29 protein-coding genes are annotated in these 24,608 nt (G+C 70.3%); 23 read left to right on the forward strand and 6 right to left on the reverse strand.

Translation table 11 applies throughout. The features are described from left to right. Positions 1-72: 72 nt before the first annotated feature. Together ACTVZO_RS26285 and ACTVZO_RS26290 are read right to left on the reverse strand one after the other, a co-directional pair. Positions 73-1,083 carry a YdcF family protein gene (locus ACTVZO_RS26285; protein WP_443300702.1) on the reverse strand — a complete coding sequence of 337 codons (1,011 nt, stop codon included), beginning with the start codon at positions 1,081-1,083 and terminating at the stop codon, positions 73-75. A 104-nt stretch (positions 1,084-1,187) separates the two neighbouring features. Continuing rightward, complete coding sequence (locus ACTVZO_RS26290) at positions 1,188-2,474, reverse strand: amino acid deaminase (protein WP_443300703.1); 1,287 nt, start codon at positions 2,472-2,474, stop codon at positions 1,188-1,190. A gap of 161 nt (positions 2,475-2,635) precedes the next feature. Between ACTVZO_RS26290 and ACTVZO_RS26295 the strand changes: the two genes are divergently transcribed. Both ACTVZO_RS26295 and ACTVZO_RS26300 read left to right on the forward strand, forming a co-directional pair. Then, positions 2,636-3,445 carry an IclR family transcriptional regulator gene (locus ACTVZO_RS26295; RefSeq protein ID WP_443300704.1) on the forward strand — a complete coding sequence of 270 codons (810 nt, stop codon included), beginning with the start codon at positions 2,636-2,638 and terminating at the stop codon, positions 3,443-3,445. Next, positions 3,442-3,852 carry a RidA family protein gene (locus ACTVZO_RS26300; RefSeq protein WP_443300705.1) on the forward strand — a complete coding sequence of 137 codons (411 nt, stop codon included), beginning with the start codon at positions 3,442-3,444 and terminating at the stop codon, positions 3,850-3,852. Before ACTVZO_RS26295 ends, ACTVZO_RS26300 begins: the two co-directional genes overlap by 4 nt. Positions 3,853-3,924: 72 nt before the next feature. Here ACTVZO_RS26300 and ACTVZO_RS26305 read toward each other — a convergent pair whose 3' ends face one another. Both ACTVZO_RS26305 and ACTVZO_RS26310 read right to left on the reverse strand, forming a co-directional pair. Next, entirely contained in the window at positions 3,925-5,262 is a 1,338-nt protein-coding gene (locus ACTVZO_RS26305) for a M14 family metallopeptidase (RefSeq protein WP_443300706.1), read from the reverse strand. Positions 5,263-5,388: 126 nt separating this feature from the next. Beyond that, on the reverse strand, positions 5,389-7,083 hold the full coding sequence (locus tag ACTVZO_RS26310) for a chitinase (RefSeq protein WP_443300707.1): 1,695 nt from the start codon (positions 7,081-7,083) through the stop codon (positions 5,389-5,391). Positions 7,084-7,433: 350 nt separating this feature from the next. Here ACTVZO_RS26310 and ACTVZO_RS26315 point away from each other — a divergent pair, with 350 nt between their 5' ends. The 20 genes from ACTVZO_RS26315 (at position 7,434) to ACTVZO_RS26410 (ending at position 22,888) form a co-directional block, all read left to right on the forward strand. Next, positions 7,434-8,369 (forward strand): hypothetical protein, encoded by a 936-nt coding sequence (locus tag ACTVZO_RS26315; protein ID WP_443300708.1) that lies wholly within the window; start codon positions 7,434-7,436, stop codon positions 8,367-8,369. Between the two features lie 48 nt (positions 8,370-8,417). Then, positions 8,418-9,119 (forward strand): Flp pilus assembly protein CpaB, encoded by a 702-nt coding sequence (gene cpaB / locus ACTVZO_RS26320; RefSeq protein WP_443300709.1) that lies wholly within the window; start codon positions 8,418-8,420, stop codon positions 9,117-9,119. A gap of 10 nt (positions 9,120-9,129) precedes the next feature. Continuing rightward, entirely contained in the window at positions 9,130-10,395 is a 1,266-nt protein-coding gene (locus tag ACTVZO_RS26325; RefSeq protein WP_443300710.1) for an AAA family ATPase, read from the forward strand. 3 nt (positions 10,396-10,398) lie between these two features. Continuing rightward, entirely contained in the window at positions 10,399-10,770 is a 372-nt protein-coding gene (locus tag ACTVZO_RS26330) for a TadE/TadG family type IV pilus assembly protein (RefSeq protein ID WP_443300711.1), read from the forward strand. Position 10,771: 1 nt separating this feature from the next. Then, entirely contained in the window at positions 10,772-11,143 is a 372-nt protein-coding gene (locus ACTVZO_RS26335) for a TadE/TadG family type IV pilus assembly protein (protein WP_443300712.1), read from the forward strand. Further along, entirely contained in the window at positions 11,140-12,516 is a 1,377-nt protein-coding gene (locus tag ACTVZO_RS26340; RefSeq protein ID WP_443300713.1) for a CpaF family protein, read from the forward strand. Before ACTVZO_RS26335 ends, ACTVZO_RS26340 begins: the two co-directional genes overlap by 4 nt. Continuing rightward, the gene (locus tag ACTVZO_RS26345; protein ID WP_443300714.1) at positions 12,513-13,451 is read left to right on the forward strand and encodes a type II secretion system F family protein; all 939 of its coding nucleotides are present in this window, start codon (positions 12,513-12,515) and stop codon (positions 13,449-13,451) included. Before ACTVZO_RS26340 ends, ACTVZO_RS26345 begins: the two co-directional genes overlap by 4 nt. Before the next feature lie 16 nt (positions 13,452-13,467). Further along, positions 13,468-14,358: a DUF5936 domain-containing protein gene (locus ACTVZO_RS26350; RefSeq protein WP_384231099.1), complete on the forward strand. Its 891-nt coding sequence runs from the start codon at positions 13,468-13,470 to the stop codon at positions 14,356-14,358. 3 nt (positions 14,359-14,361) lie between these two features. Further along, positions 14,362-15,051 carry a response regulator gene (locus ACTVZO_RS26355; protein WP_443300715.1) on the forward strand — a complete coding sequence of 230 codons (690 nt, stop codon included), beginning with the start codon at positions 14,362-14,364 and terminating at the stop codon, positions 15,049-15,051. A gap of 110 nt (positions 15,052-15,161) precedes the next feature. Further along, positions 15,162-15,362, forward strand: coding sequence for a hypothetical protein (locus ACTVZO_RS26360; protein WP_443300716.1), 201 nt, complete (start codon positions 15,162-15,164; stop codon positions 15,360-15,362). After that, positions 15,359-15,976 (forward strand): pilus assembly protein TadG-related protein, encoded by a 618-nt coding sequence (locus ACTVZO_RS26365; protein WP_443300717.1) that lies wholly within the window; start codon positions 15,359-15,361, stop codon positions 15,974-15,976. Before ACTVZO_RS26360 ends, ACTVZO_RS26365 begins: the two co-directional genes overlap by 4 nt. A gap of 31 nt (positions 15,977-16,007) precedes the next feature. Next, on the forward strand, positions 16,008-16,592 hold the full coding sequence (locus tag ACTVZO_RS26370) for a hypothetical protein (protein WP_443300718.1): 585 nt from the start codon (positions 16,008-16,010) through the stop codon (positions 16,590-16,592). Positions 16,593-16,596: 4 nt separating this feature from the next. Further along, the gene (locus ACTVZO_RS26375; protein WP_443300719.1) at positions 16,597-17,235 is read left to right on the forward strand and encodes an OmpA family protein; all 639 of its coding nucleotides are present in this window, start codon (positions 16,597-16,599) and stop codon (positions 17,233-17,235) included. A gap of 238 nt (positions 17,236-17,473) precedes the next feature. Then, a complete protein-coding gene (locus tag ACTVZO_RS26380; protein WP_443300720.1) occupies positions 17,474-17,806 on the forward strand; it encodes a hypothetical protein in 333 nt (110 codons plus the stop codon). 105 nt (positions 17,807-17,911) lie between these two features. Further along, positions 17,912-18,223: a pore-forming ESAT-6 family protein gene (locus tag ACTVZO_RS26385; protein WP_443303227.1), complete on the forward strand. Its 312-nt coding sequence runs from the start codon at positions 17,912-17,914 to the stop codon at positions 18,221-18,223. A gap of 48 nt (positions 18,224-18,271) precedes the next feature. After that, a complete protein-coding gene (locus ACTVZO_RS26390) occupies positions 18,272-18,700 on the forward strand; it encodes a DUF6507 family protein (RefSeq protein WP_443300721.1) in 429 nt (142 codons plus the stop codon). Continuing rightward, a complete protein-coding gene (locus ACTVZO_RS26395) occupies positions 18,697-21,234 on the forward strand; it encodes a hypothetical protein (protein WP_443300722.1) in 2,538 nt (845 codons plus the stop codon). The genes ACTVZO_RS26390 and ACTVZO_RS26395 overlap by 4 nt, the downstream gene beginning before the upstream one ends. A gap of 14 nt (positions 21,235-21,248) precedes the next feature. Further along, positions 21,249-21,893 carry a hypothetical protein gene (locus tag ACTVZO_RS26400; protein WP_443303271.1) on the forward strand — a complete coding sequence of 215 codons (645 nt, stop codon included), beginning with the start codon at positions 21,249-21,251 and terminating at the stop codon, positions 21,891-21,893. Positions 21,894-21,990: 97 nt separating this feature from the next. Continuing rightward, the gene (locus ACTVZO_RS26405; protein ID WP_443300723.1) at positions 21,991-22,164 is read left to right on the forward strand and encodes a hypothetical protein; all 174 of its coding nucleotides are present in this window, start codon (positions 21,991-21,993) and stop codon (positions 22,162-22,164) included. Between the two features lie 271 nt (positions 22,165-22,435). Further along, positions 22,436-22,888 carry a GNAT family N-acetyltransferase gene (locus ACTVZO_RS26410; RefSeq protein ID WP_443303272.1) on the forward strand — a complete coding sequence of 151 codons (453 nt, stop codon included), beginning with the start codon at positions 22,436-22,438 and terminating at the stop codon, positions 22,886-22,888. Here ACTVZO_RS26410 and ACTVZO_RS26415 read toward each other — a convergent pair. After that, positions 22,854-23,438 carry a TetR/AcrR family transcriptional regulator gene (locus ACTVZO_RS26415; RefSeq protein WP_443300724.1) on the reverse strand — a complete coding sequence of 195 codons (585 nt, stop codon included), beginning with the start codon at positions 23,436-23,438 and terminating at the stop codon, positions 22,854-22,856. The genes ACTVZO_RS26410 and ACTVZO_RS26415 overlap by 35 nt on opposite strands. Positions 23,439-23,541: 103 nt before the next feature. On the opposite strand from ACTVZO_RS26415, the gene ACTVZO_RS26420 reads away from it, so the two are divergent. Next, the gene (locus tag ACTVZO_RS26420; protein ID WP_443300725.1) at positions 23,542-23,994 is read left to right on the forward strand and encodes a nuclear transport factor 2 family protein; all 453 of its coding nucleotides are present in this window, start codon (positions 23,542-23,544) and stop codon (positions 23,992-23,994) included. Positions 23,995-23,998: 4 nt separating this feature from the next. Here ACTVZO_RS26420 and ACTVZO_RS26425 read toward each other — a convergent pair whose 3' ends face one another. Next, the gene (locus ACTVZO_RS26425; protein WP_443300726.1) at positions 23,999-24,577 is read right to left on the reverse strand and encodes a TetR/AcrR family transcriptional regulator; all 579 of its coding nucleotides are present in this window, start codon (positions 24,575-24,577) and stop codon (positions 23,999-24,001) included. Positions 24,578-24,608 lie beyond the last annotated feature (31 nt).

A 24,608-nucleotide genomic window follows, 5' to 3' on the forward strand; every position in this document is an offset into this window, starting at 1 on the left:
CCGAACGGACGCGGTCCGAGCCGATGTCCGAGCCGATGCCCGAGCCGCGGCCCGGCCGAAAGCGCGGTCCCGTCAGGCGATGATCGTCGCCACGGTGCCGAGGGCGACCAGCAGGCCGCAGATCCACAGGTTCACGGTCCTGTGCTCCCAGAACACCGCCACGAACTCGCGGATCGTGGCGCTCGGCCAGAAGTACCTCGCCGTCGGCGAGCCCAGCACCTGCCCGTTCACCCCGGCCTTCCGGGCCATCATCGCGGAGCGGAAGGCGTGGAAGTTGTTGGTGACCACCACGCACCGGTACCCCGGGTCGTCCGCCAGCATCAGCTCCCGCGAGAAGAGCATGTTCTCCTCCGTCGTCCGCGACCGGTCCTCCAGCCGGATGTGCTCCGCCGGAACCCCGCCCTCCGTGATCAGCCAGTCGGCCATCGCCCGCGCCTCGGAGACCCGCTCGTCCGAGCCCTTGCCGCCGGAGACCAGCAGCACCGGCGGACGGCTGCCCCGGGCCAGCTGGGCCGCGTAGATCTCCTGGCCCTTGCGCAGCCGCGAGGCCAGCAGCGGTGGCACCCGGTCGCCGCCGATCAGGCCCGAGCCCAGCATCACCACGTGGTCGACGTCGCCGCGCACCTTGATCCGCCCGTACAGGTAGGCGTAGCCGAGGAAGCACAGGAAGACGAACGAGACGTAGGCGACGACCAGGGTGAAGGTCGCCGCGATGCCGTGCGCGACCGTGGAGCCGTACCGGCCCACGAGGAGCAGCAGCGCGATCATGCCGAAGATGCCGAGCCCCGCCGCCATCGACAGCAGGTTGGGCGGGCGGGCGCCCTCCTTGCGGATCATCGTCAGGCCGTTGGCGACGAGGAAGACGCCGAGCGCCAGGATGCCGAGCGTGGGGACCGCGAAGACGAGTACGAGCACCGGTACGGCCACCCACTGCGGCAGCGCGGGCAGCTGGAGGAGCAGGGCGAAGGAGGAGGTGATGAAGGTCAGGCCGAACAGCACCGCGTTGCGGAAGCGGCGGCGGTCCTTGCGGGCGCTGATGCAGAAGGTGAGGAAGAACAGGGCGGCGAGGGCGAAGGCGACCATCGGTTCATCGTAAATGTCCCGGTCACACGGGTGGGGGCGGCCGGATGACCGGGCCCTCGGCCGGGTCATCCGGCCGGTCCCACCCGTGTGACCGGGCCCGGTGTCTAGAAGAAGGTGCGGACGTAGTCGCTGACGGTGCCGTCGGACTCCACCACCGGGATCAGCGGCCACTTCTCGAAGATGGTGCAGGGGTGGGACATGCCGAGCGACACCCAGTCGCCGACCTGTACGTCGTCGGCGGAGTCGGTTTCGAGCCAGGCGTGCTGGTCGGAGAGCTTGACCACGCGGACGCCGGCGGCGGGCCGTTCCTCGCCGGTGAGGGCGTCGCGGACCAGTTCGGCGGTGGGCAGGCCGAGGTCGTAGGCGATGTCGCGCTTGCCGGCGTTGACGAACGCCTGGGTGGGGGAGGGACGCGAGACGACCTGGGTCCAGAGCCGGAACGCGGGACGCAGACCGCCCTCTTCGGGGTGCCGGTTGAAGGGGGTGAGGCGGGTGTACCAGCCGTGGTCGTGGGAGACGTACGCGCCGGAGCGCAGCAGCTTGAGGGTGGGGCGGGAGAGCTCGGTGATCTCGCCGAACACGTCGGCGACGGCGTCGAACCAGGCGGAGCCGCCGGCGCTGACGACGATCTCCTCGAGGTCCGGGTACGCGGCGAACCGGCCGGCCTTGTCGAATTCGACGGCGAGCCCGGTGAGGCGGCGCAGGTACGCGTGGACGCGCTCCGGGTCGGCGTCGGGAACCTCGGCCTCGTAGCCGGCGATGCCGACGAGGCGGAGGGTCGCGGCGTCGGCGACGGCGTCGGCGACGGCCCGGCAGTCCTCGTCGCTGCGGGCCCCGGTACGGGCTCCCTCGCCGGCGCCGAGCTCGACGACGACGTCGATGACGGCGGGCGCGTCGCGCAGGGCGCGGTCCATGAGGTGGACGCCGCGCACGGAGTCGACGTAGCAGACGAAGCGGAAGGCGGGGTCGGAGGCGAGCTCGGCGGCGACCCAGCGCAGGGCGGCGGGATCGACGAGCTCGTTGGCGAGGAAGATCCGCTGGATGCCGAAGGCGCGGTAGACGCGGGCCTGGTGGGGCACGGCGGCCGTGATGCCCCATGCGCCGTGGTCCAGCTGGCGGCGGAAGAGCTGCGGGGCCATGCAGGTCTTGCCGTGCGGGGCGAAGGCGAGGGCGTGCCGGGCGGCGTACGTGCCGAGGGCGGTGAGGTTGTGCTCCAGCGCGTCCGCGTCGAGGGTCAGGACCGGGGTGGTGAAGCCGCCGGTGTGCAGGTTCCGGCGCTGCGCGGTGAGCCGGCCGACGGTCAGGCCGGCGGCGTGGGCGTCCGGGGGCAGGCCCTTGAACCGGTGGTCGACCGGCTCGTCGGCGAGGTCCTTGACGGGGTCGCTGGCCATGCGGTGCCCTCCCGGGGGTTGCGCTGGGTGCAACTGTCGTTGCGTGCGTCGCTGGATGCTGTCTAACATCCCAGGTGACGGTGGGTCAACGTGCGGCGCCGTTGCTGAACGCACTGGCGGGGCCGGTGGGGCCGTGACGTGACCGTACGAGAGGACGAGGGATGAGCCAGTCCGTGGAGCGGGCGCTCTCGGTGCTGCCGTTGCTGGCCAAGGGGCCGGCCGGGCTCGGCGAGGTCGCCGAGGAGCTCGGTGTGCACAAGAGCACCGCGCTGCGCCTCCTGCGCACCCTGCACGAGCACGGTTTCGTGTACCGCCAGGCCGACGGCCGGTACCGGCTCGGCGCGCAGCTGTTCGCGCTCGCCGCCGAGGCCGTCGAGAACCTCGACGTGCGGGAGATCGCGCACCCCCACCTGGTCGCGCTGAACAAGGCCACCGGGCACACCGTCCACCTCGCCCTCCTCCAGGACGACGAGGTCGTGTACGTGGACAAGGTCGAGAGCCGCTACCCGGTCCGCATGTACTCCCGTATCGGCAAGCCCGTGCCCCTCACCGTCGCCGCCGTCGCGAAGCTGCTCGTCGCCGACCTGCCCGAGGGGGAGCGCAGGAGCCTCGCCGAGCGGATCGACTATCCGCGCTACACCGCCCGGTCCACGCCCGACGCCGCCGCCTTCCTCCGCGAGCTGGACCTCGTACGGGAGCAGGGCTGGGCCGCCGACCTCGGGGGGCACGAGGAGTCCATCAACTGCCTGGGCGCGCCCGTGTACGGGCCCGACGGGCGCGTCGTCGCCGCGCTGTCCGTGTCCGCCCCCAGTGTGGTGGTCACCGCCGAGGGGCTCGTCGCACTGCTGCCGCTGGTGCGCGGCGCCGCCGATGCCGTCAGCCGGGACTATTCGGGATCGTCGGATCCCGAGGCGGACCCCGAAGCCGAAGCCGAAGCCGAACCCGAACCGGAAGAGGAACAGGACTCGTGAGCGAGAAGACCGCGATCACCCCCGACACCCACACCGCCCCGCCCGCCCGCTTCTCGCACGGCGTGCGCAAGGGCAACATCCTCCAGGTCGCCGGCCAGGTCGGCTTCCTCCCGCACGTCGAAGGGCAGCCGCCCACCCCCGCCGGGCCGACGCTGCGCGAGCAGACCCTCCAGACGCTGGAGAACGTCCGCTCGGTCCTCGAAGCGGGCGGCGCCGGCTGGGACGACGTGATGATGATCCGCGTCTACCTCACCGACACCGCGCACTTCGCCGAGATGAACGAGCTCTACAACACCTACTTCGAGGAGCGGAACCTCAAGGAGGCCCCGGCCGGCCGCACCACCGTGTACGTGGGCCTGCCGGCCGGGCTGCTCATCGAGATCGACGCCCTGGCCGTCCTCGGCTGAGCACGCGGCGCCGAGCACGCGGAGGGGCGCCCCCCTGGCGGTGGGGCGCCCCGGCTCGTGACGTGCGGTGGATCAGGCGGTGCAGTACTGGGCTTCCTTGCCGATCGAGCGGTACATGCAGTCCGCGTTCTCCAGCAGCTGGAGCACCGCGTCCTTGTTGCGGGCGGTCTCGCGGTCGATCACCTCGTCGGGCGGGTAGAAGCCGCCGCCGCCCGAGCCCGCCGGGTACATCTCGAAGGTGTAGGAGAAGATCTTCTGGTTCCCCCACAGCCAGTCGTCGATCGTGCCGTCCGTGATGTACAGGTCGCTCGACTGCTCCGGGGTGTAGCCGTTGCTCGCCGCCATGCTGGTGCCGATCTTCTTGAAGACGGCGAGGTCGTCGGCGGTCAGGCCCGGGGCGGTGTCGTTGTACGTGTACCCGAAGGGCCACAGCACCAGTTCGCTGTACGTGTGGAAGTCGATCGAGGCCTTGATCTGCTGCTTGCCGCCGACCACGCGGCTGCGCACGAAGTCCGAGACGGCCTTCACCTCGGGCGCCGACTCGGCGGCCGCGCCGCGGTAGGTCTCGGAGCTCTTGCTGCTGCTGGAGCCGCCGCAGCAGCCCCACTTGTAGTTCCAGTTGCGGTTCTCGTCCGTGCCGACGTACGAGGAGCCGGAGTTGGGCTGGCGGTTCTTGCGCCAGGACCGGTAGGAGCCGGTGGCGATGTCGTACTCGCCGCCGTCCGGGTTGAGGTCCGGGATGATCCAGATCTCGCGGCCGTTGACGGCGTTGGTGATGCGGGACTCGGTGCCGTACTTGGAGCCGAGTTCCTTGATCAGGTACAGGGCCATTTCCACGGTCAGGTGCTCGCGGGCGTGCTGGTGGTGGGTGAAGAGCACCTCGGGCTCGGCCTCGTCCGTCGCGACGTTGTCGCTGATCTTGATGGCGATGAGGTCCCGGCCCTGGTACGACTTCCAGATCACCCGCTTGCTCATGATCCCGGGGTACTGGGCGAGGCGCTGGTCGATCTCCGCGTTGGCCTCGGCGTAGTTGTGGTAGCGGGAGTCCGCCGACGGGAAGTCCATCGGTCCTGCCGCGATCCCGGGCAGCGAGCGGTCCGGCGGGCCGGGCAGCGCGGTGAGCTGGTAGCCCAGTGCGCGCAGGTTCTTGGCCTGCATGGTGTCGGCGCTGACCACGACCGTGTGGTCGTCCACCTCGTCGATCGAAACGCCCGTTCGGAGCAGGGCGGTGCGGTCGGTCGCCGTGGCGGGGCCGTGGATCCGGTACTGGACGATGGCCTCGTCCTGGGTGGCGGTGGACGGGGTGGGCGGTGGTGATGCCGTGGCGCTCATGCCGTAGGCGGGTGCGCCCAGCGCGAGCGCCAGCAGGGCCGCCGTGACGGCGGCCCTTCGGCGGTAGTGGAGCCGCATGCGTTCTCCTGGGTGGGGAGTGTGGGGGTAGCCGTGCGGACGCGCACAGCGTGCTCTTGTGGCATGTCCAGGTCAAGACCCGCATCGCGTCCGCCGACCCGAACCGGCCACCCCCACACCTACCGCCTACGGGAGGCCGTGGACCTTGGGACCCACCGCGTTGGACCAGGCACTACCCGCCTTGGCGTCCCAGTTCGTCGACCAGGTCATCGCGCCGCGCAGGCCGGGGTAGGTCTTGGAGGGCTTGAAGGAGCCGCAGTTCGTGCCGCGGGTCAGGCAGTCGAGGGCGTTGTTGACGATGGTCGGGGAGACGTAGCCGCTGCCCGCCCCGCTCGGCGAGGCCGGGACGCCGATGCCCACCTGGGAGGGATCGAGGCCGCCCTCCAGCTGGATGCAGGCCAGCGCGGTGAGGAAGTCCACCGAGCCCTGCGAGTAGACGTTGCCGTCGCAGCCGTTCATCGAGCCGCTGTTGTAGTACTGCATGTTGACGACGGTGAGGATGTCCTTGATGCCCAGCGCCGTCTTGAAGTAGCCGCCCTGCGTGGACTGCATGTCGATGGTCTGCGGGGCCATGGTGATGACGAGCGAGGGGCCCGCCTTCGCCGACAGCGCGCGCAGGGCCTGCGTCATGTAGGTCGGGTTGAGGCCGTTCTCCAGGTCGATGTCGATGCCGGTGAAGCCGTACTCCTGCATCAGCGCGTACGCCGAGTTCGCGAGGTTGGTCGCGGAGGCGGAGTCGTTGACCGTGATGGTGCCCTTCTCGCCGCCGACCGAGAGGATCACCGACTTGCCGGCCGCCTTCTTCGCGGCGATGTCCGACTTGAACTGGGCGACGGTGTAGCCGCCGAGGCCGGCCGAGTCGAGGTTGAAGGTGATGGCGCCGGGCGTGGCCGTGGCGTCGGCGAAGGAGACCGCGATGATGTCGTACTGCGCGGAGACGTCGGAGATCTTCTGCACGGTCGCGCCGTTGTTGAAGTTCTGCCAGTAGCCCGTCAGCGCGTGCCGGGGGACGGCCGGATTCGGGTTCGGTCCCCCGCCGCCGGTCGTGGTGCCGGTGACGGCCGCGGACTTGGGCCCCTCGCCCGCCGCGTTGTAGGCGCTGACCTGGAACGCGTACGAGGTCGAGGCCGCCAGCCCGGTGATCTGGGCGCTCGCCGAGGACACCGTACGGACCCGGACGCCGTCCTGATACACGTAGTAGCCGGTGGCCCCGCTGACCGCGTTCCACGAAAGGGTGAGTCCGCTCGAGCTCTGTCCGGAAACAGCGGTACCGGACGGGGCGCCGGGGATGGAGGGGCCGGGGTCCGTGCCACCGCCGCCGTCCGGGCCGAAGACGCTGAACTCGTCGACGGCGTACGCAGGCTGGCCGTACCAGCCGTGCGTGTAGACGGTGACCTGGGTGGTGCCCGGGCCGGTGGTGAACGTGGTGGAGAGCTTCTGCCAGCCCGAACCCGAGCCGGGGGTCCAGGTGGAGACGTCCTGGGTGCCGGTCCCGGTCGCGCCGAGGTAGACGTAGCTGCCCTGGACCTGCGTGCTCAGCGTGTACGTCGAGTTCGGCTTGACCGTGACGGTCTGGCTGCACCGGGCGTTGTCGGACCCGGCCGGGGTGGCCTTGAGAGCGCCGGCCCCGGCGTAGACAGGCGAGGAGACGGAGGCGCCGCTTCCGCCGGAGCAGGACCAGTTGGCGAGCCCGGACTCGAAGCCGCCGTTGCGGGCGACGTTGATGTCCGCGGCCTGGGCGGTGCCGGCGGCGAGGGCGGTGAGGCCGCCCGCGGTGAGGGTGGCGGCGGCCACAAGGGCGAGGGAGCGTATGCGGTTCACGTGGGCTCCGGTGGGGGGAGGAAGGGGACGGGAGGAGTGCGGGGCGAGTGGGGGCGCCCCGGTAAAGGCCTGGCGCAGCCAAGTTGGTCCAGACCAATCAGCATGTCAAGAGTCTTTGCAATGTGGCTGGAAATGCTCGATCGTCCGATCCCTGTTGTCCGGGTTTCCCGCCACCTGTGACACGTGCTCGCCGCACGGGTATTTCCAAGGCCCTGCCCTGCCAGCGGTGACGCGGATATGGTGCTGAGGCAAGGGGGAAGAGCGTCGATCGTTTGCGGTCGCGCAGCGTGTGCGTGTGTGCGGCGGCTTCGCGAACGGCCGTGGCGCACGGGGTGAACGGGGGGATTCGCGTGCCGACCGCCATCGCTGTCACCAGCGCCGATCTGGTCCTTCCGGCCCCCGATCGGCACACGCCCGGGGCCGCCGTGCTGCCCCCGCCCGAGCAGCTCGACCTCGCGGGCACGCTCGCCCAGACCAGCGCGCTGCTGGAGCGCCACGGCCATCTCGTGGCCGTCGTGCCGAACTGGCTGCCGCGGACCGCCGTCCAGCGGCTGCACACCGTGCGCGCCATCCTGGAAACCGACCGGATCGCGCTCCTCGACGTCGATCTGCCGCCGCTGGGCACGGCTCTGCTGGTACGTCAGCTGCGCCAGCTCAGCGGCTGCGACTTCAGTCCCGGAGTCATCGCCTCCGCGGCCCGGCTGCTGTCCCACTACATCTACGCGGGTGCCCTGCTGGGCTCGGTCGCCAAACTCGACCGGATCCCGGTCGGGCTCAAGGCGCACGCCCGGTCCTGGTCGCCGGGCGCGCAGTTCGCCGTACTCGCGCATCCGACGCCGCACCTGGCCAGGCTGGGCGGGTCCGGCGGCTCCGGCGGCCCGGGAGGCTCCGGCCGGTCGGGCCGTTCCGGCGCGGCGCACGGGGGCGGCGCGGCCGTGCTGCCCGCCGGGCCCGAGTTCGCCACCCACCTCACCTTCGCCCGCGGCCAGCTCGCCTCCGACTGGGTGGCGGCCGAACTCGGCCCCGCCTGGCAGGTGCACGGGGTCATGGAGAACCCGCTGCCCGCCGCGTCGCCCGGCTGGTGGGGCACCCAGAAGCTGGTCGAGTTCGCCGCCGGCATCCCGGACCTCTCCGTCCTGTACCAGCTCGTCTCCTCGGTCCGCCGCGAGGAGTGCCGCTGGTGCGGCTTCGAACTCATCGGCGACCGCTGCGGATTCTGCGCCGCACCACTGAACGCACCGCCTCCGCCGGCCGCCCCGGCGAACACCGCCCGCTCCAGACCCTGACCGATCCGGCCCGACGAACGAACGAAGAACGGCGAGGTAGTACGGACCATGAACTCACGCCAGCGCCGCGGCGTCATTCTGCTGCTCCTGTCGGTCCTGTGCGCCCTGGGGGCCTTCGCCGGAGTCCTCGTGGTGATCGGCGACGTCAACTCCAAGGTCGGGGCGGAGGTCGTCGCGTACCGCGTCAAGGGTGACATCGCCCCGTACAGCCCGCTCACGGAAGGGCAGTTCGAGGAGGTCACGGTCCCCAAACGGTGGCTGTCGGACACCGCCGTCACCGACCTCGGCGCCCTCAAGGACAAGATCGCGCTGACCACCCTGAAGAAGGGCTCGCTGCTCCAGGCCGACATGTTCGTGGACCGGCCCCAGCTCCAGCCCGGTGAGCAGGAGATCGCCATCATGATCGACGCGGCGACGGGCGTGGCCGGCAAGATCACCTCCGGTGCCAAGGTCAACATCATCGCCACGTTCAAGGGCGCCAAGGACACCGACCCCTCCCGCTCGGTGATCATCGTCGCCAACGCCCGGGTCCTGGGCGTCGGCAAGCTCACCGCCCTGGAGAAGAACAGCGACCGCAACGGCCCGGCCGAGGCCGTCCCGATCACCTTCGCCCTGAACACCAAGGACACCCAGCGCGTCGCGTACGCCGAATCCTTCGCGGAGCACGTCCGTCTGGCCCTGGTGGCCCCCGGCACCGACTCGGCCCCGAGCCCGGGCGACCGTACGTACACCCTCGACGGGGACAAGTGAGGCGGCCCGGATGACCACCCGAATCCTCCCCGCGGCCGGCGACCCGGACGCCGCGCGCGCCCTGGTGACCCTGCTGAGCCAGCTCCCCGACTCCGAGCCGGCCGTCCCGGTCCCCGACTCCACCACCCTGCTCGACACCCTGGCCCGGCTCGCCGCCGAGTCGATCGACGAGCTCCCCGAGGTCGTCCTCGTCCACGAGCGCATCGGACCCGCGCCCGCCCTGGAGCTCATCCGGGAAGTGGCGCTGCGCTTCCCGGCCGTCGGCGTCGTCCTCGTCAGCTCCGACGCCGGACCGGCCCTGTTCTCCGCGGCCATGGACTCGGGCGCACGCGGCCTGATCGGTCTCCCGCTCACCTACGAGGAACTGGCCGCCCGCGTCCAGGCCGCCGCCCAGTGGTCCGTGGGCGTACGCCGCCACCTCGGCGGGGGCGCGGCCGAGGCCCCGTCCGGGCCCGGTGGGCGGGTGGTCACCGTCACCGGGGCCAAGGGCGGCGTCGGCACCACCTTCACCGCGGTGCAGTTCGCGCTCGCCGCGGCCGCCTCGGGGCGGCGTACCGCACTGGTCGACATGGACCTCCAGGCGGGCGACGTGGGCTCGTACCTCGACGTGCAGTTCCGGCGCTCGATCGCCGACCTCGCCGGGATCCAGGACATCTCGCCGCGGGTCCTCCAGGACGCGGTGTACGACGACCGCACGGGCGTCGCCCTGCTGCTGGCCCCGGCGGACGGGGAACGCGGCGAGGAGGTCGACGAACGGACCGCCCGGCTCGTCGTCGCCGCGCTGCGCGCCCGCTACGAACTCGTCGTCGTCGACTGCGGGACGCAGGTCACCGGCGCGAACGCCGCCGCGGTGGAGGCGGCCGACGTGGCGGTGCTGGTCACCACCCCGGACGTGGTCGCGGTGCGGGCGGCGAAGCGGATGGTCCGGATGTGGGAACGGCTCCAGGTGCGCAAGGCGGAGGACACCACGATGGTCGTCAACCGCTGGACCAAGCACACCGAGATACAGCCCGCCCTGATCGAGAAGATCACCAGGACCCGCGCGGCCCGAACCCCCGTCCCCGCGGCCTTCAAGGAACTCCAGGCGGTGGTGGACGCGGGCCGGGTCCAGGACCTCGACAACCGCTCCACGGTCAAGCAGGCCCTGTGGGCCCTGGCGGGCGAGCTGGGACTGCTGTCGCCGCCGGAGGCCCCGGGTCCGCAGCCCACCGGCGCCTCGCTGGCGGTCCGGGCCGCGGGCCCGGTGGCCCGCCTGCGCCGCGGCCGGGAGGGCTGAACCATGTCGCCACGGAGAGGGACGCGGGACGGGGACCGGGGCCAGACGGCGATCGAGTTCGTCGGCACGGTGCCGCTGATCCTGCTGCTCGTGGCGGCGGTGTGGGAGTGCGTCCTGATCGGCTACGCGTTCTCCCTGGCGGGCAACGCGGCGGACGAGGCGGCCCGGGCGGGGGCGGTGCACGGGCCCCGGGCGTGCGCCACGGCCGCCGGGGAACACGTCGGGGCGGCGTGGAAGCTCCAGGTGCTCTGCGAGGAGCGCGGAGACATCTTCTGGAGCAAGGTCACCCTGGCCGTTCCCGTCTTCTACCCGGGGCTCAACTTCGGCGGGATCGACGGTACGGGCGGTGCGGCCATGGAGAAGGAGGCGGAGTGACATGAGACGGCGCTTTCGCTCCGACCGGGGCCAAGTGGCCATCGAGTACATCGGTTTCGTGCCGATCCTGCTGTTCGTGGCGCTGTGCGGGATCCAGCTGGGCTGGGTGGCGTACGTACACGAGCAGGCCGACACGGCGGCCCGTACGGCGGCCCGCGTGGAAGCCCGGAAGGGCAGCGGCGGGGCGGCGGCGGGCGTGGCCGCCGTCAGGGAAGGGATCGGCGCCACCGTCGTGGTGACCAAGAACGCGGACGCGGTCACCGCCGTCGCGACCATCCCCATCAACTCGATCATCCCCGGCCTCACCTTCGACGGGCCGGCCAAGGCCACCGCCGTCATGCCCAACGACGACCCGAAGGGCCCCCGACCATGAGCCTGCGTTCCCGGGTCAACACCCCCGACGACCGCCACAGCCCGCGCGAGGACGGCCGCCTGGTCTCCTCGTACCGCGCCAAGCTGCTGGAGGAGATCGACCTCGCCGAGATGTCCGCGCTCGCGCCCGCCGAGCGCCGGGCGCGCCTGGAGCGCGTACTCGGCCACATCATCAGCCGCGAAGGCCCCGTACTCTCCACCGTCGAGCGCGCACAGCTGATCCGCCGCGTCGTCGACGAGGCCCTCGGCCTCGGCGTACTCGAACCGCTCCTCGAAGACCCGTCGATCTCCGAGATCATGGTCAACGGGCCCGACCAGATCTTCGTGGAGCGGGCCGGCCGCGTGGAGCAGCTCCCGCTGCGCTTCGCCTCGCACGAGCAGCTGATGCAGACCATCGAGCGCATCGTCTCCACCGTCAACCGCCGCGTCGACGAGGCCAATCCGATGGTCGACGCCCGGCTGCCCAGCGGCGAGCGGGTCAACGTCATCATCCCGCCGCTCTCCCTGACCGGCGCCACCCTCACCATCCGCCGCTTCCCGCGGGCCTTCACCCTGCACGAGATGATCGCCCTCGGCTCGCTCGACGAGCAGATGCTCCTGCTGCTGTCGGGGCTGGTCGCGGCGAAGATGAACCTGATCGTCTCGGGCGCCACCGGCACCGGCAAGACGACCCTCCTCAACGCCCTCTCCGGCCTGATCCCGGAGGGCGAGCGCATCATCACCATCGAGGACTCCGCCGAGCTCCAGCTCCAGCAGGCCCACGTCATCCGCCTCGAATCCCGGCCCGCGAACGTCGAGGGCAAGGGACAGATCACCATCCGCGACCTCGTGCGCAACTCCCTGCGCATGCGCCCCGACCGCATCATCGTGGGCGAGGTCCGCGGCGGCGAGACCCTCGACATGCTCCAGGCCATGTCCACCGGCCACGACGGCTCCCTGGCCACCGTGCACGCGAACAGTTCCGCCGACGCCCTGATGCGCCTGCAGACCCTCGCGTCCATGTCGGAGGTCGAGATCCCCTTCGAGGCGCTCCAGGACCAGATCAACAGCGCCGTCAACGTGATCGTGCAGCTGACCCGCTTCGGCGACGGATCGCGCCGGATCACGGAGATATCCGTCCTCGAGTCGCACGGCCGCGAGGCCTTCCGGATCACGACGGTCTGCCGCTTCGCGGCCCAGCCGATGGGGGCGGACTCCCGCGTCCACGGCTACTTCGAGTACTACCCGCTGCCCCGTTTCATCGCCGAACGCCTCTACATGAACAACCAGCCGATCCCGCAGGCCTTCGGGGTGGCCCGGCCGGACGGCGACCCGCTCACCGACCCCCTCACCGGCCCGTTCACCACCCCCCGCGTCACCCGGACCGCCCTGTGAACCCACTCATCCTCCTCACCCTCGGCGCCACGCTCCTGGCCGGCCTGCTGGTCGTACTGGGCGTGCACGCGTACGCGGCGGGCCGCGCCCAGCGCGCCGCGCTCATCGAACGGCTCTCGGCGACCGGGGCGCCGCCGGCCGCGGGCCGGCGGCGGCGCTTCGCCGGCGTCGACCGGCGGCTGCGCAAGACGAAGCTCGGCCGGCGCATCGAGGTCAAACTGGCGGTGACCGGACTCGACCTGACGGTCGGAGAGTTCTTCGTCTACATGTGCGCTGCGATCACCGGCACCTGGCTGGTCGCCGCCTCCTTCCTGGCACCGTTCTTCGGCCCGGTGACCGGCCTGATCGGCCTGTGGGCGGCGAACGCGTTCCTCAACTGGCAGCGGACGCGCCGCACCGAGCGGTTCATCAACCAGCTGCCCGACCTGGCCCGCATCCTCGCCAACGCCACCCAGGCCGGACTGGCCCTGCGTACGGCCATCGGCATGGCGGCGGAGGAACTGGAGGCCCCGGCGGGCGAGGAGCTCGCGCGCGTCGCCAACCGCCTCGCCGTCGGCCACTCCATCGAGGAGTCCCTGGGCGAACTGACCGAACGGCTCCCCTCGCGGGAGCTCGTGGTCCTGGTCTCCACCCTCGTCCTGTCGGCCCGCGCGGGCGGCACGATCGTGGAGAGCCTGCGCAACCTCACGGTGACCCTGGAACAGCGCAAGGAGACCCGCCGCGAGATCCGCACCCAGCTGTCCCAGGTCACGGTGACGGCGTACCTGGTCCCGGCCATCGGCCTGGGCTCGCTGCTCCTCGTCGACATGATGATGCCGGGCGCGCTGGACCGCATGACGGGCGCCTTCGTCGGCCAGACGGCGGTCCTGATCTCCCTCGGCCTGTTCACCCTGGGCTTCGTCCTCATCCGCCGCCTGTCCAAGATCGACGTATGAGGGGGCTGCCGTCGTGATCGCTCTTCTCCTGGCCGTGGCCGTGGCGCTGTCCGTGTTCGGTGTCTTCCACGGGATCCGGCTCTACCGGGCCGACGTCAAACTGCCGACCGACCTCGCGCTGGCCCTGGAGGTCGGCGCCACGCGCACGACGGCCGTCGGCTCGCTGGTGGACCGGATGGGCATCCGCTGGGCCCCGGCGGTCCTGCGCGTCATGGGACCGGGCCGGGTGGCCCGCAAGCGCCGCCAGATCGACATGGCGGGCAACCCGGCGGGCCTGACCATCGACCGGTACGCGGCGCGCCGCGCGGTGTACGGGGCCCTGGGCGCCCTGGGCGCCTTCTCGATGCTGATCAACGGACAGCTCGTACCGGCCCTCCTGATGGTGGCGTTCGGCCTGTTCTGGATCGAGGTCGGGCTGTGGTCGGCGATCCGCGTCCGCCGCGACCACATCGAGCGGACCCTGCCGGACTTCCTGGACGTGCTCGCGGTGGTGGTGAGTGCGGGACTCGGCTTCCGGCAGGCACTGGAGCGGGTGGCGCACAAGTACGAGGGCCCGTGGGCGGACGAGATCCGGATCACCCTCCAGCAGATGGACATGGGCGTCAGCCGCCGTCAGGCCTTCGACGAACTGCGCCGCCGCAACGACAGCGAGCAGGTCGCACAGTTCGTGACGGCCCTCCAGCAGGGCGAGGAACTCGGCTCCCCGATCGTGGACACCCTGATCGCGATCGCGGACGACATGCGGCGTACGGACGCCCAGAACGCCCGGCGGCGCGCGGCCCGGGCCGTCCCGAAGGCCACGTTCGCCGTCACCATGTTCATGCTGCCGGGCACGCTCATCCTGCTGGTCTGCGGCTTCGTCTACGGCGCGAACGTCGACTTCGACGCGCTGTTCGGGGGTGGCTGAGCCGTGGCCGCCCGACTGAGCGTGCTCATCGCCGACGGCAACCCGGTCATCAGGGCGGGCCTGGCGGCGATCCTGTGCGCGGCCGGGGACATCGAGGTCATAGCCCAGGCGGGCGACGGCCGCGAAGCCCTGAGCCTGACCCGCCGGCACGCCCCGGACGTGGTCCTGCTGGACGTCCGGATGCCGGGGGTGGACGGCATCTCGGCCCTGCCGCACCTCGTACAGCTGGCCCCGGTCCTGATGCTGACGTACAGCCGCGAGTCCGAGATCGTCCGCGAAACCCTGCTGCTGGGCGCCGGCGGCTACCTGGTCCACGGCGAGTTCACCGCCCCCGACCTGCTCCGCGCGGTCCGCGACGCCCCGGAGGGCCGCCCCCACTTCACCCCGACGGCGGCGAACGCCCTCCTCACCGAACTCCGAACCTCTTCGCAACAGCAACGAACTGTGGCACCCTCGTCTGAGCGGATGCACAACTCTGTTGTCTTCGGGCTGAGTTCGCGGGAGGTGGAAATCATGGATCTGATCGCGTCCGGGATGAACAACCAGCAGATCGCCGCCGCGTGCTTCATCAGCGAGAAGACGGTCAAGAACCACATCAACCGCATCTTCGCCAAACTCCACAGCACCACGCGCAGCGAGGCCATAGCCCGCTGGCTGGGAACCGCCCGTCCAGGAGTGTCCGGTCATGGGTAGACGGAGTGCGCAATGGGTCCGTATTTGGGCCCCGGGACCCTTGGTTACGACTGGTGACTCGCCGTACCGTCCGCAAACCAGCAGTGGCACCGGCCCGGGAGGGAACTTTCATGTTGCAGAACACCCTGGCGAGGATGCGGAAGCGGTACGCGGGCGGGGACGCGCGGGATCGCGGCCAGACGGCGTTCGAGTACCTGGGGATCATCCTGGTGGTCGTGGTGATCATCGGGGCGCTGGTCGGTACGGGTATCGGGCAGGCGATCACTACCAGGATCACGGCTGCGGTTGCGAGCATCACCGCAGGCAGGTGACCGAACCGAGCTTGCGTGACGAGCGCGGGCAGGCCTTCCCCATCTACGTGGTGGCGGTGGCAGGTCTGCTCTTCGCCGCACTGGCGTTCTTCGCCGTCGGACAGGCATCGGTCGTGCGGAGCGACGCGCAGGGTGCTGCGGACGCCGCGGCACTGGCGGCGGCCCGCGACGCCAGGGACCATCTCGTGCCCGGGGTCGATCTGCTCACGCTCAAGCCCGAGGACTGGAAGAAGGTTCTCGAGGGCGGCCTCTTGTACGCGGGTGGAGCCTGCGGCGCAGCACGGGAGTTCGCCGCGAGGAACGACGCGACAGCCGATTGTTCCGCCACTCCGCCACGTTTCACGGTCGGAGTGACGACCAAGGGCACGGTCGGAGACTCTGTGGTCCCAGGAGTCAGCGGTCGGCAGGGTACGGCCAATGCCACGGCAGTCATCGAACCGCGCTGCCGGCTGGGGGAGCCCGCGACGGAACCGTCGCCGTCGCCCGGTGGCGCGGAGAAGCCGAGCCCCGTCGAGATCAAATGCAAGGGCGGCGTCATCAAGTTCGATCCTGCCAAACCCGAACCGTGGAGCACCTTCGCAAGGACACTCTTTGCCGTGCGACTGGTCGACTGACAACGAATGACGGAATGAGGAAGCGGCGTAAATGAGCATGCGGCACGTGGTGAAGGTCCAGGGGGGAGCGGCCGTAGCGGTTTCGGCGGTGTTGGCCCTCACGTTGGCCGGATGCGGTGGCGGGGACGACAGCAAGCCCAAGACTGAGACGAAGCCTCAGTCGTCGCAGTCGCAGCCCGGTGGTACGCAGAACAGTGCTCCAGCCCCGACGCCCACCTCGACGCAGGTCATCGCGACGGTTACCGGGGAAGGCGGGATGGTTCTGACGATCAACTCGGCTGCCCGCGACGCCGGCGGCTTTCTGACCGTGAGCGGCCAGCTCAAGAACACGGGAACGGCTCCCTTCGTGAACACGGCGCCCTGGCGGGGGAACGAACTCAACGCCAGCGGCGTGTCCGTCGCCGGCGTGACCCTGGTCGACAAAGCAGGAAAGAAGCGGTACTACGTGCTCCGTGACACGGAGGGTCGCTGCCTGTGCACCACCGGCCTGGCCATCATCGAGGCCGGCCAGACCGTCCCGTTCTTCGCACAGTTCCCGGCACCGCCGACCGGTACCACCGAGGTGGAGTTCAACCTCCCCACTTTCGCCACGGCCACTGTCAAAATCTCCGGGTGACCCCATGACAAAAAGCCACCGCACCACCGCCGCCACGGCCGTCGTCGGTCTCGTCATCGCCGGTGCACACTTCGTCGGCGGGGGCACCGCCCACGCCGACGAGGTCAAGCCGTCCGTGCCCCCCGGCGCAGAGCCGTCCGCATCCGCCCCCGTCCCCATCGACTCCAGCGCGCCCGGCCTGAAGATCCCCCAGGGCGGCACCCTCGCCCCCGCCAAGGTGCTCGACATCGCCGAGGTCGTCGAAGACCTCGGCGGTGAGCAGCGTCGGCAGGAGACCAACCAGACGGTCATGATGGCGCTGCAGTCCGAGGTCCTGTTCCCCGAGGACAGCGCCGTCTTCAACGCACAGGCCGCCGCCCGCATACAAGCCATCGCCGCCGAGATCAACACGCAGAAGGCGACCCGCGTCCGCGTCTTCGGCTTCACCGACGACCAGGGCAGCTACGAACACGGCAAGGAGCTCTCCAAGCAGCGCGCCGACGCCGTGCAGGCGGAGCTGGCCAAGACCGTCACCAACCCCGGCGTCGTCTTCGACGTCCGCGGGTACAGCGAGGACTACCCGATCGCCGACAACGGCACCGAAGAGGGCCGCAAGAAGAACCGCCGCGTCGAGATCACCTTCCCCCGCACCGCGGGCGGCTGACGCCGAGGCGGCCTCGGCCGCTGCCTGGAGATGACCAACAGCGGCACGACCCGCCCGCCCCGGGCATCCTGCCCGGGCCGGACCGGGCCAGGCTGCGACCCGCTGCCCGCACGCCCGCGCCGGGCCCCGTGGTTTGTCATAGGTGCGTTACAACCCGATCGTTGCTGGTTGCAGGAGCGATGTACGTTCGCGGACGTAGGCATACTTGCGATCACCGATTGGCTGTACGGGGTGTGGGATGAAGTTCGACATGGGGACGCAGGTTCTGACGAATCTGATGTCGGGGTCGCGTGGCTCGAATACGGATCTGGGTTCGCTGATCAAGCAGCTGGTGGCTGCGGCGCAGCCGTTGGAGGGCAAGTTCCAGGGTCAGGGCAAGGTGGCGTTCGATTCGTTCAAGCTGCGTGCCGATGACATCGCGAAGGAGCTGAACGCTTCGCTGGCGGCGATCGTGGGTGGTCAGTCGGGGATGGAGCAGGCGTTCGGGTCGGGTGACTCGGAGCAGGGTGAGAACGCGCGTCAGCAGCAGGGTGCGGCGAACTTCGACGGGGCGCGTTTCCGGGGCCGTTAGGTCTGCCTGCGGGTCCTGCGGGTCCTGCGGGTCCTGGTGGTCGTGTTGGTCCTGTTGGTGCGGCTTGTTCTGATGGTTGTTGTTCTCGCGGGGAGTGTGGTTGTGGTGGCTGGTGGGACGGATCGTCGTGCGTATGACGTGGGTGCCTCGACGGAGGTGCAGGGCGGTATCAAGGCCGTGATCGGGCAGTTGGAGCAGGTGATCGCGGCGCGTGAGGCGCAGGTGTCGGCGGCGATGACGGACTTCGCGGCGGATGGTGTGGCGGATGACTACCACGCCAAGGAGCTGCGGTGGAAGAACGCGTCGCAGGAGGTCAAGAACATCATCCGGCTGTTGAACACGACGTTGGAGAAGAACGACGTGACGGCGCGGCAGACGCTCCAGCGGGCGAAGGCCGCGGTCGACGACATCGGCTGAGCAGGCGGGTGGGGCAGGTCGGTCGGTGGGTGGTACGGGGGTTCGTTGGTGACGGCGTGGGACATCAAGCCGCAGGGTGTGCAGGGCCAGTTGAGGACGGTCGGTACGCGTGCCGGCGAGCTGGAGAAGGCGCTGAACGCGCTGTTGACGGCGATGTCGGAGGCGGCTCAGGCGGCGGGGACGGCGGTGCCGGGTTCGCAGGCGGAGACGAAGCTGGCGGGTCCGGTGCCGGTGGGGCAGCCGCATCTGAGCCAGAAGGCGATGGGTCCGGTGGCGGCCGCCCTGGGTGAGTACCTGACGGCCCGCAAGCCGGAGTTCACGTCGATGGCGGAGCGGATCGAGGCGTGCATCCTCGGTGCGGTGAAGGCGACGAACGAGTACCTGGAAGGCGATCTGGAGCAGGCCAAGGCCGCCCAGGACGCGGCCAGGGCCGTCAATCTCGATGTGCTGCGTGAGAAGCCGGGGGGCGGCAAGTGAGTGGGGACGCGCCGGTCGATCCGGCTGAGGTGCCGGTCTTCACGGGAAATCTGGCGACGCTCGAGGAGAAGGTCAAGGCGATCTCGTCGGGTGGTGCGGCGGTCGCGACGAAGACCTCGGATGTGCATACGAGCTTCGGTGGGATCCAGGCCTTCTACCAGGCGCCCGAGGCCGATCAGCTGTTCGCGACGACCAAGCCCGTCTCCGACCTCGGGCTGAAGCTGAGCTCCGACATGTGCACGATCGCCGGCGCCCTGGGCACGTACTCCCGCGACGCCGAGCCGGTCATCAAGAAGCTGGAGAGTCTGAAGCGGGAAGCGGAAACGTTCCGCGAGAAGACGGACAAGGACGAGAAGTGGCGTGAGGACGGCGATCTGATCGACGAGAACCTTGATCGCCGCAACGAGATCGCCGAGGTCTGGGCCCAGTTCCAGGAAGTGGAGAAGGCCTGTCACGCGAAGATCGTCGCGTTGGTGGGCGGGAAGCCGCTGAAGACGGATGACGGTTCGCATGGTGAGGGCATGTACGGCTATGACGCCGAGGTGCTGAAGCAGTCGAAGTCCCTGCCGTGGGGTGATGCGGTGGAGGAGTCGATTCCGGGCTGGCAGATCTGGGAGCACGGCTGGGAGTTCACGAAGGGCTTCTTCGTGGACGGGGTGTGGGGCACGCTCAAGGGTCTCGGTGGGCTGGTCGGTTTTCAGGGCTGGGACACGTTCAAGCAGTCGTGGACGGGTCTGGCGAAGCTGGGTACGGGTCTGGCGATCATGTCGGTTCCCGGTGCGGGCGCTGTGTTCCTGGCTGCGCCGGAGGACAAGCTGCCGTCGTGGCTGCGTGAGTCGCGTACGGCGATGAAGGAGACGGGCAAGGCGCTGCTGGCCTGGGATCAGTGGGGTTCGAATCCGGGTCGTGCGGCGGGTGCGGTGACGTTCAACGTGGTCACGACCATTGCCACGGGTGGCACGGGCGGTGCGGTGTCCGGTGCGGGTAAGGCCGGTGCGGTGGCGAAGGCGTTGTCGCTGGCGGGCAAGACCGGCCGGGTGGTGGACCCGATGACGTACGTCATGAAGGGTGCGGGCGCGGGCATCACGAAGGCGGGCGATGTGATGGCCGGGCTGAAGGGCCTGGGCAACATCGAGATTCCGAAGATCGATGCGGACGGTGCGTTCGCTCTGCCGGAGGGTTCCCTCACGTTTCCCGACGGCTCGATCCAGCTGCCGAAGGGTGCGGCGGTTCCGGACGGCGCGGTCAAGCTTCCGGACGGCAACATCAAGCTCCCGGAGGGCACGGCCACCCTGCCGCCCGGCACGGTGAAGCTGCCCTTCGACGACAGTGCTGCGAAGTACGTCGACGGCGACGGCAACCTGTACAAGGAGGACGGCAGCGTCCTCCAGCGCGGTGACGAGTCGCCGGTCGAGCGGCCGGGCAACACCCCGGTCAAGGTCGAGGTACCCGACCGCGTGCTCACGGGCGTCGGCGGCCGCGGCGACGACGGCATCCGCTTCGGCTCCGACATCTCCGACCCGGTCCGCGCGGCCGACGACCTCCCCGGCACCCGCCCGGACACCGCCCCCGGCGGCCACGCCCCGGAGCACATGCCGCGCAGTGGCACCGAGACCCACACCCCGTCCACGGGGGGTGGGCGTGCGGAGACCCCGTCTACGGGCGGTGGCCGGCCCGGGGCGTCGGGCAGCGGCGCGGGTCACACCGACGGCCCGTCCACGAACGGTGGCGGCGGACACCCGGAGACCCCGGGCGGCACGGGGCAGACCGACGGTCCGTCCGCGGGCGACGGCCCGGAGACGCCAAGTGGCGGAGGTGGCGCTGGCGACGGCCCCGGGAACGGCCCTGGGAACGGGTCCGAGATGCCCGAACAGCAGCCCGCGGTCGTTCTGGAGGGCCCCGGGATCGGCCAGCAGGCCACTGGGCCCATGTCTCCTGAGCGGGAGGCCGCCGTGACGGAGGCTCTCCAGGCGGCAAAGGTTCCGCCGGTGGACCAGGGACGCATGCTCGTGCAGCTGAAGAAGTCGGAATACGGGGCAGCCGTCGCGGAATACATTGCAAGCGGCCGGTTCGCGGACACCCCCGGGTTCAAGAACCCCGAGGGCCTGCTGTTCCAGGTCAAGCAGGGGAACATGATTCCCGCCGTGCACCAGGCACTGGAGTACGCCACGGACCTCCAGTCCAAGGGAATCAAGAACATCGAGTTCGAACTGAAGCTTCCTGCTCAGAAACTCGACCTCGACGTGCTGGTCCGCACCCCCGACGGGCGCATCGAATACGGTGCTCAGCTCAAGGACGTGGATAGCGTCGCGGGCATCAAGTCCGCGGTCAAGAAGATCGCGGAGAAGCAGCTGGCCGGGCCCGGAGTTGACGTCAAGCACGCACTTCTCGATGTCAGGGGCCTCAGGAGCGAGCTCACGGAGCGGGATATGGCACTCGTTCAACGGGCCGCTGATCGGAGCAACGCCAACTTCGAGCTACGATTTGACGACGGTTCCGTCACCATATTTCCCACCAATGCCACCAAGCCGTAAGGAAGTCGATGTCCATGTTGATGCGCGCGCCGAAGGAGTGTGGCTCGTGGTTCTGGGACCTCGACGATGTGGCGGAGCCCGGTCTGGAGTCCGCGCTGAGGACTGCGGCGCGCATGGGTGCGGTGCTTCGGAAGCACGCTCTGCTGGAGCCGGCCTCGGTTGAGTGGAACTGGTTCCAGCTCGGCAAGGGCGGCCTCGGCATCCACAGTCGGCTGGACCTCGGCGGGCGTCCGCTCGACGATCCGGCCCTGCCCGGTGCCCTCCGAGCCTGTCAGCCGGGCGGCCATCCGCAGGCGGAGATGGGCGGGATCCTCGTCCTCGGATCAGGCGCCTGGTTCGACGCGAGCGGCACACGCCACAGCGAGTACCGCTTGGTCGAACTCATGGTGTCCCCCGACGAGATCGGCCCCTCGGCGGAACTGTCCGTGTACCACGACGTATGGGGCCGGTGTGACTTCCGGGGCGGACCGCACCCGATCGTTCACGCCAACAACGCGCCCCGGCTCGCCTCGGCCCTGCAGGAGCTCGACCAGCTGCTCGGAGTCAAGGCGGAGCCCGGCGAGCCGACGTACTACGGCCAAGCCGAGGGCTACGGTCTCCGGGCTCCCGACCTCATCGACGGGCGCGGGCCGGACCTCACCGACGCCGTCCTTGGGTAGCGAACACCTGGAACGCGAACCGACCAGGCCAAGGTTGCCCAGGCACACCAGGGCCGTGAACGGTCATTCGCGACGTGAGTGACCGGCGGCGCTGCGTGTGCTGGAGCGGCTGCGGGCGGCGGAGCGGGACGGAGAGTGGGACGCCACTGCCCTGCCGGACCTGCCGGACCTCTACGAGCCGCTCCTGCTCTTCTGCGAACGCGGCGGCACGTTCCTCCAGGACCACGCCGGGTACCTCGACCTGGCCGGGGTGCGGATGCAGCACGGCTGAGCGGCAAGGGCAGCTGCCGCCGCGACGGGTGGTGAGGCGGCGGATCGTGCGCGGAGTGCCGTACGACGACGCTTTCGGGCGGGACGGCCTGGGCTGGGCCTGGGAGCCGGCCGGGATGCCGCTGCCCGCGTCCCCGGAGACGGCTGAGGAGTTCGGGGTGGTGTGGCTGGACGAGATGGAGGCGGCCGCCCTTGTGCGGGCGTCCATGGCCGACGACGGGCGGCGGCGGGACGGTCCCGCGCGAGACCGCCCACACGATAGCGTGGCGATCATGGGGGACTGGGAGATCAGGCCGGCCTCGGCGTCGGACGTCGAGGCCGTGGCCGAGCTGCGTGCCGAGGTGCTCCGCGCGGATCTGGAGCGGCTCGGGCGGTACGACGAGCAGCGGGTGCGGCAGCGGCTCCGGGACGGGTTCGACCCGGCCCACACCTGGGTGATCGAGGTGGGCGGTGCGTTCGCCGGCTGCGCGGCGCTGCGGCCGGCCGAGGACGCGCACTGGCTGGAGCACTTCTACCTGGCTCCGCGTCTTCAGGGCAGCGGCATCGGGTCGGGCGTACTGCGGCGGTTGCTGGAGCGGTGTGACCGCCGGGGGCTCCTCGTCCGGTTGAACGTGCTCCAGGGGAGCCCGGCCCGGCGGCTGTACGAGCGGCACGGATTCTCCGTGGAAGCCGAGGACCCGGTGGACGTGTTCATGGCGCGCAGGCCGGGCCGCCGCTCCGGATGAGCCGTTCCGCCGCCTCCCGTGCCCGGAGGGCCGGAGCCGGGCCCGGCTCCAGTGCCGCGACCACCGTGGCGCCCTCGACCAGGATGAGGAGCTGCTCTGCCAGGGCTTCGTCGTTCGGGCCGGCCAGGTCGGCGAGGAGCGAGCGGAGTTGCGCCTTGTGGCGGCGTACGACGTCCAGGACGGCTGCCGGGCCGCCCGCGCCCAGCTCCCCGTAAGCGTTCAGGAACGCGCAGCCCCGGAAGTCCGGCTCCGAGAACCAGGCCGCCAGCCAGTCGAACACCGCGAGGACCCGGGCCGGGGAGTCCGGGGAGTCCGGGGCGGCCGCCGAGGCCGGCACCGCCTCGCGCAGGCTCGTCATCCAGCGTGCGTCGCGGCGCTCCAGGTACGCCGTGACCAGGGAGTCCTTCGCCGGGAAGAGCCGGTAGAGCCGTTTGAGGGGGACGCCCGACGACGTGCGGATGCGGTCCATGCCGACCCCCTGGATGCCGTCCGCGTAGAACAGCGCCTCCGCCGCGTCCAGGAGCCGGGTGCGGGCCTCTTCGTCGTCCATGGGGGAAGGGTAGTCCAGTTCCGGTTGTGTTGAGAACGATCGTTCTCTAGGGTGCGTGGAGAACGATCGTTCTCCACGCATCGAGCCACGAGAGGGACCCGCCATGACCCCAGGTGCCGCACGCGCAAGCGCAGCCGCAGCCTCCGCCGTACGCCCGCCCGTGCCGCCCTTCACCGAGGAATCCGCCCGCGCCAAGGTCCAGGCCGCCGAGGACGCCTGGAACAGCCGGGACCCCGAGCGCGTGGCCCTCGCGTACACCGAGGACTCGCAGTGGAGGAACCGCGACCGGTTCCTCACCGGGCGCGCCGAGATCCGGGAGTTCCTCGCCGGGAAGTGGAAGCGCGAGCTCGACTACCGGCTGCGCAAGGAGCTCTGGGCGTACACCGGAAACCGCATCTCCGTCCGCTTCGAGTACGAGTGGCACGACGCCTCCGGCCAGTGGTGGCGCAGCCACGGCAACGAGCAGTGGGAGTTCGCTCCCGACGGGCTGATGGGGCGGCGCGAGGCCAGCATCAACGACGTCCCCATCGCCGCCGGGGACCGGCGGCTCGGCTGATCCGCTAGGCCGCCTCGTGGGCCTGTGTGATCAGGTCCGTCGCGACCTCCAGGGCCGCGAGGCGGGTCTCCTCCGGGTCGCCCTCCACGTGCTGGAGGTACATCAGCCCGGCGTGCAGGGTGAACAGCGCGCTCACGCACCGGACTTGGTCGGTCAGCGGCCCGTCCTTCGTGCGCAGTAGCTCCACCAGTTCGAACATCCAGTTCTTCATGGTTTCGCCGATGCTCAGGTCGCGCATGGTGGCCTGGTTCTCCTGCATGAAACGGAACAACTGCGCGCCGGCGCCCATCGATTCGCTGTAGCGGCGCAGGATTTCCCGCTTGGTCGTCAGGGTCGGCGGCTGTTCCTGCGCCCAGGCGATCAGTTCGTCGATGGGCCGGGTCAGGTCCGCGAAGACGCTGACGATGATGTCTTCCTTGGTCTTGAAGTGGTAGTACAGCGCCGCCTTCGTGACCTCCAGCCGCTCCGCGATCTCGCGCAGCGAGGTCTTCTCGTACCCCTGCTCCACGAACAGCTCCAGGGCCACGTCCTGGATCCGCTGACGCGTGTCCCCGCGGCGCCTCTGCGTTGTGCTGCTGGACATGGGATCTCCTTGGTTCACGAACTTACTTGAC

The sequence above is a fragment of the Streptomyces sp. IBSNAI002 genome, assembly GCF_052244475.1.
Lineage (GTDB): Bacteria > Actinomycetota > Actinomycetes > Streptomycetales > Streptomycetaceae > Streptomyces.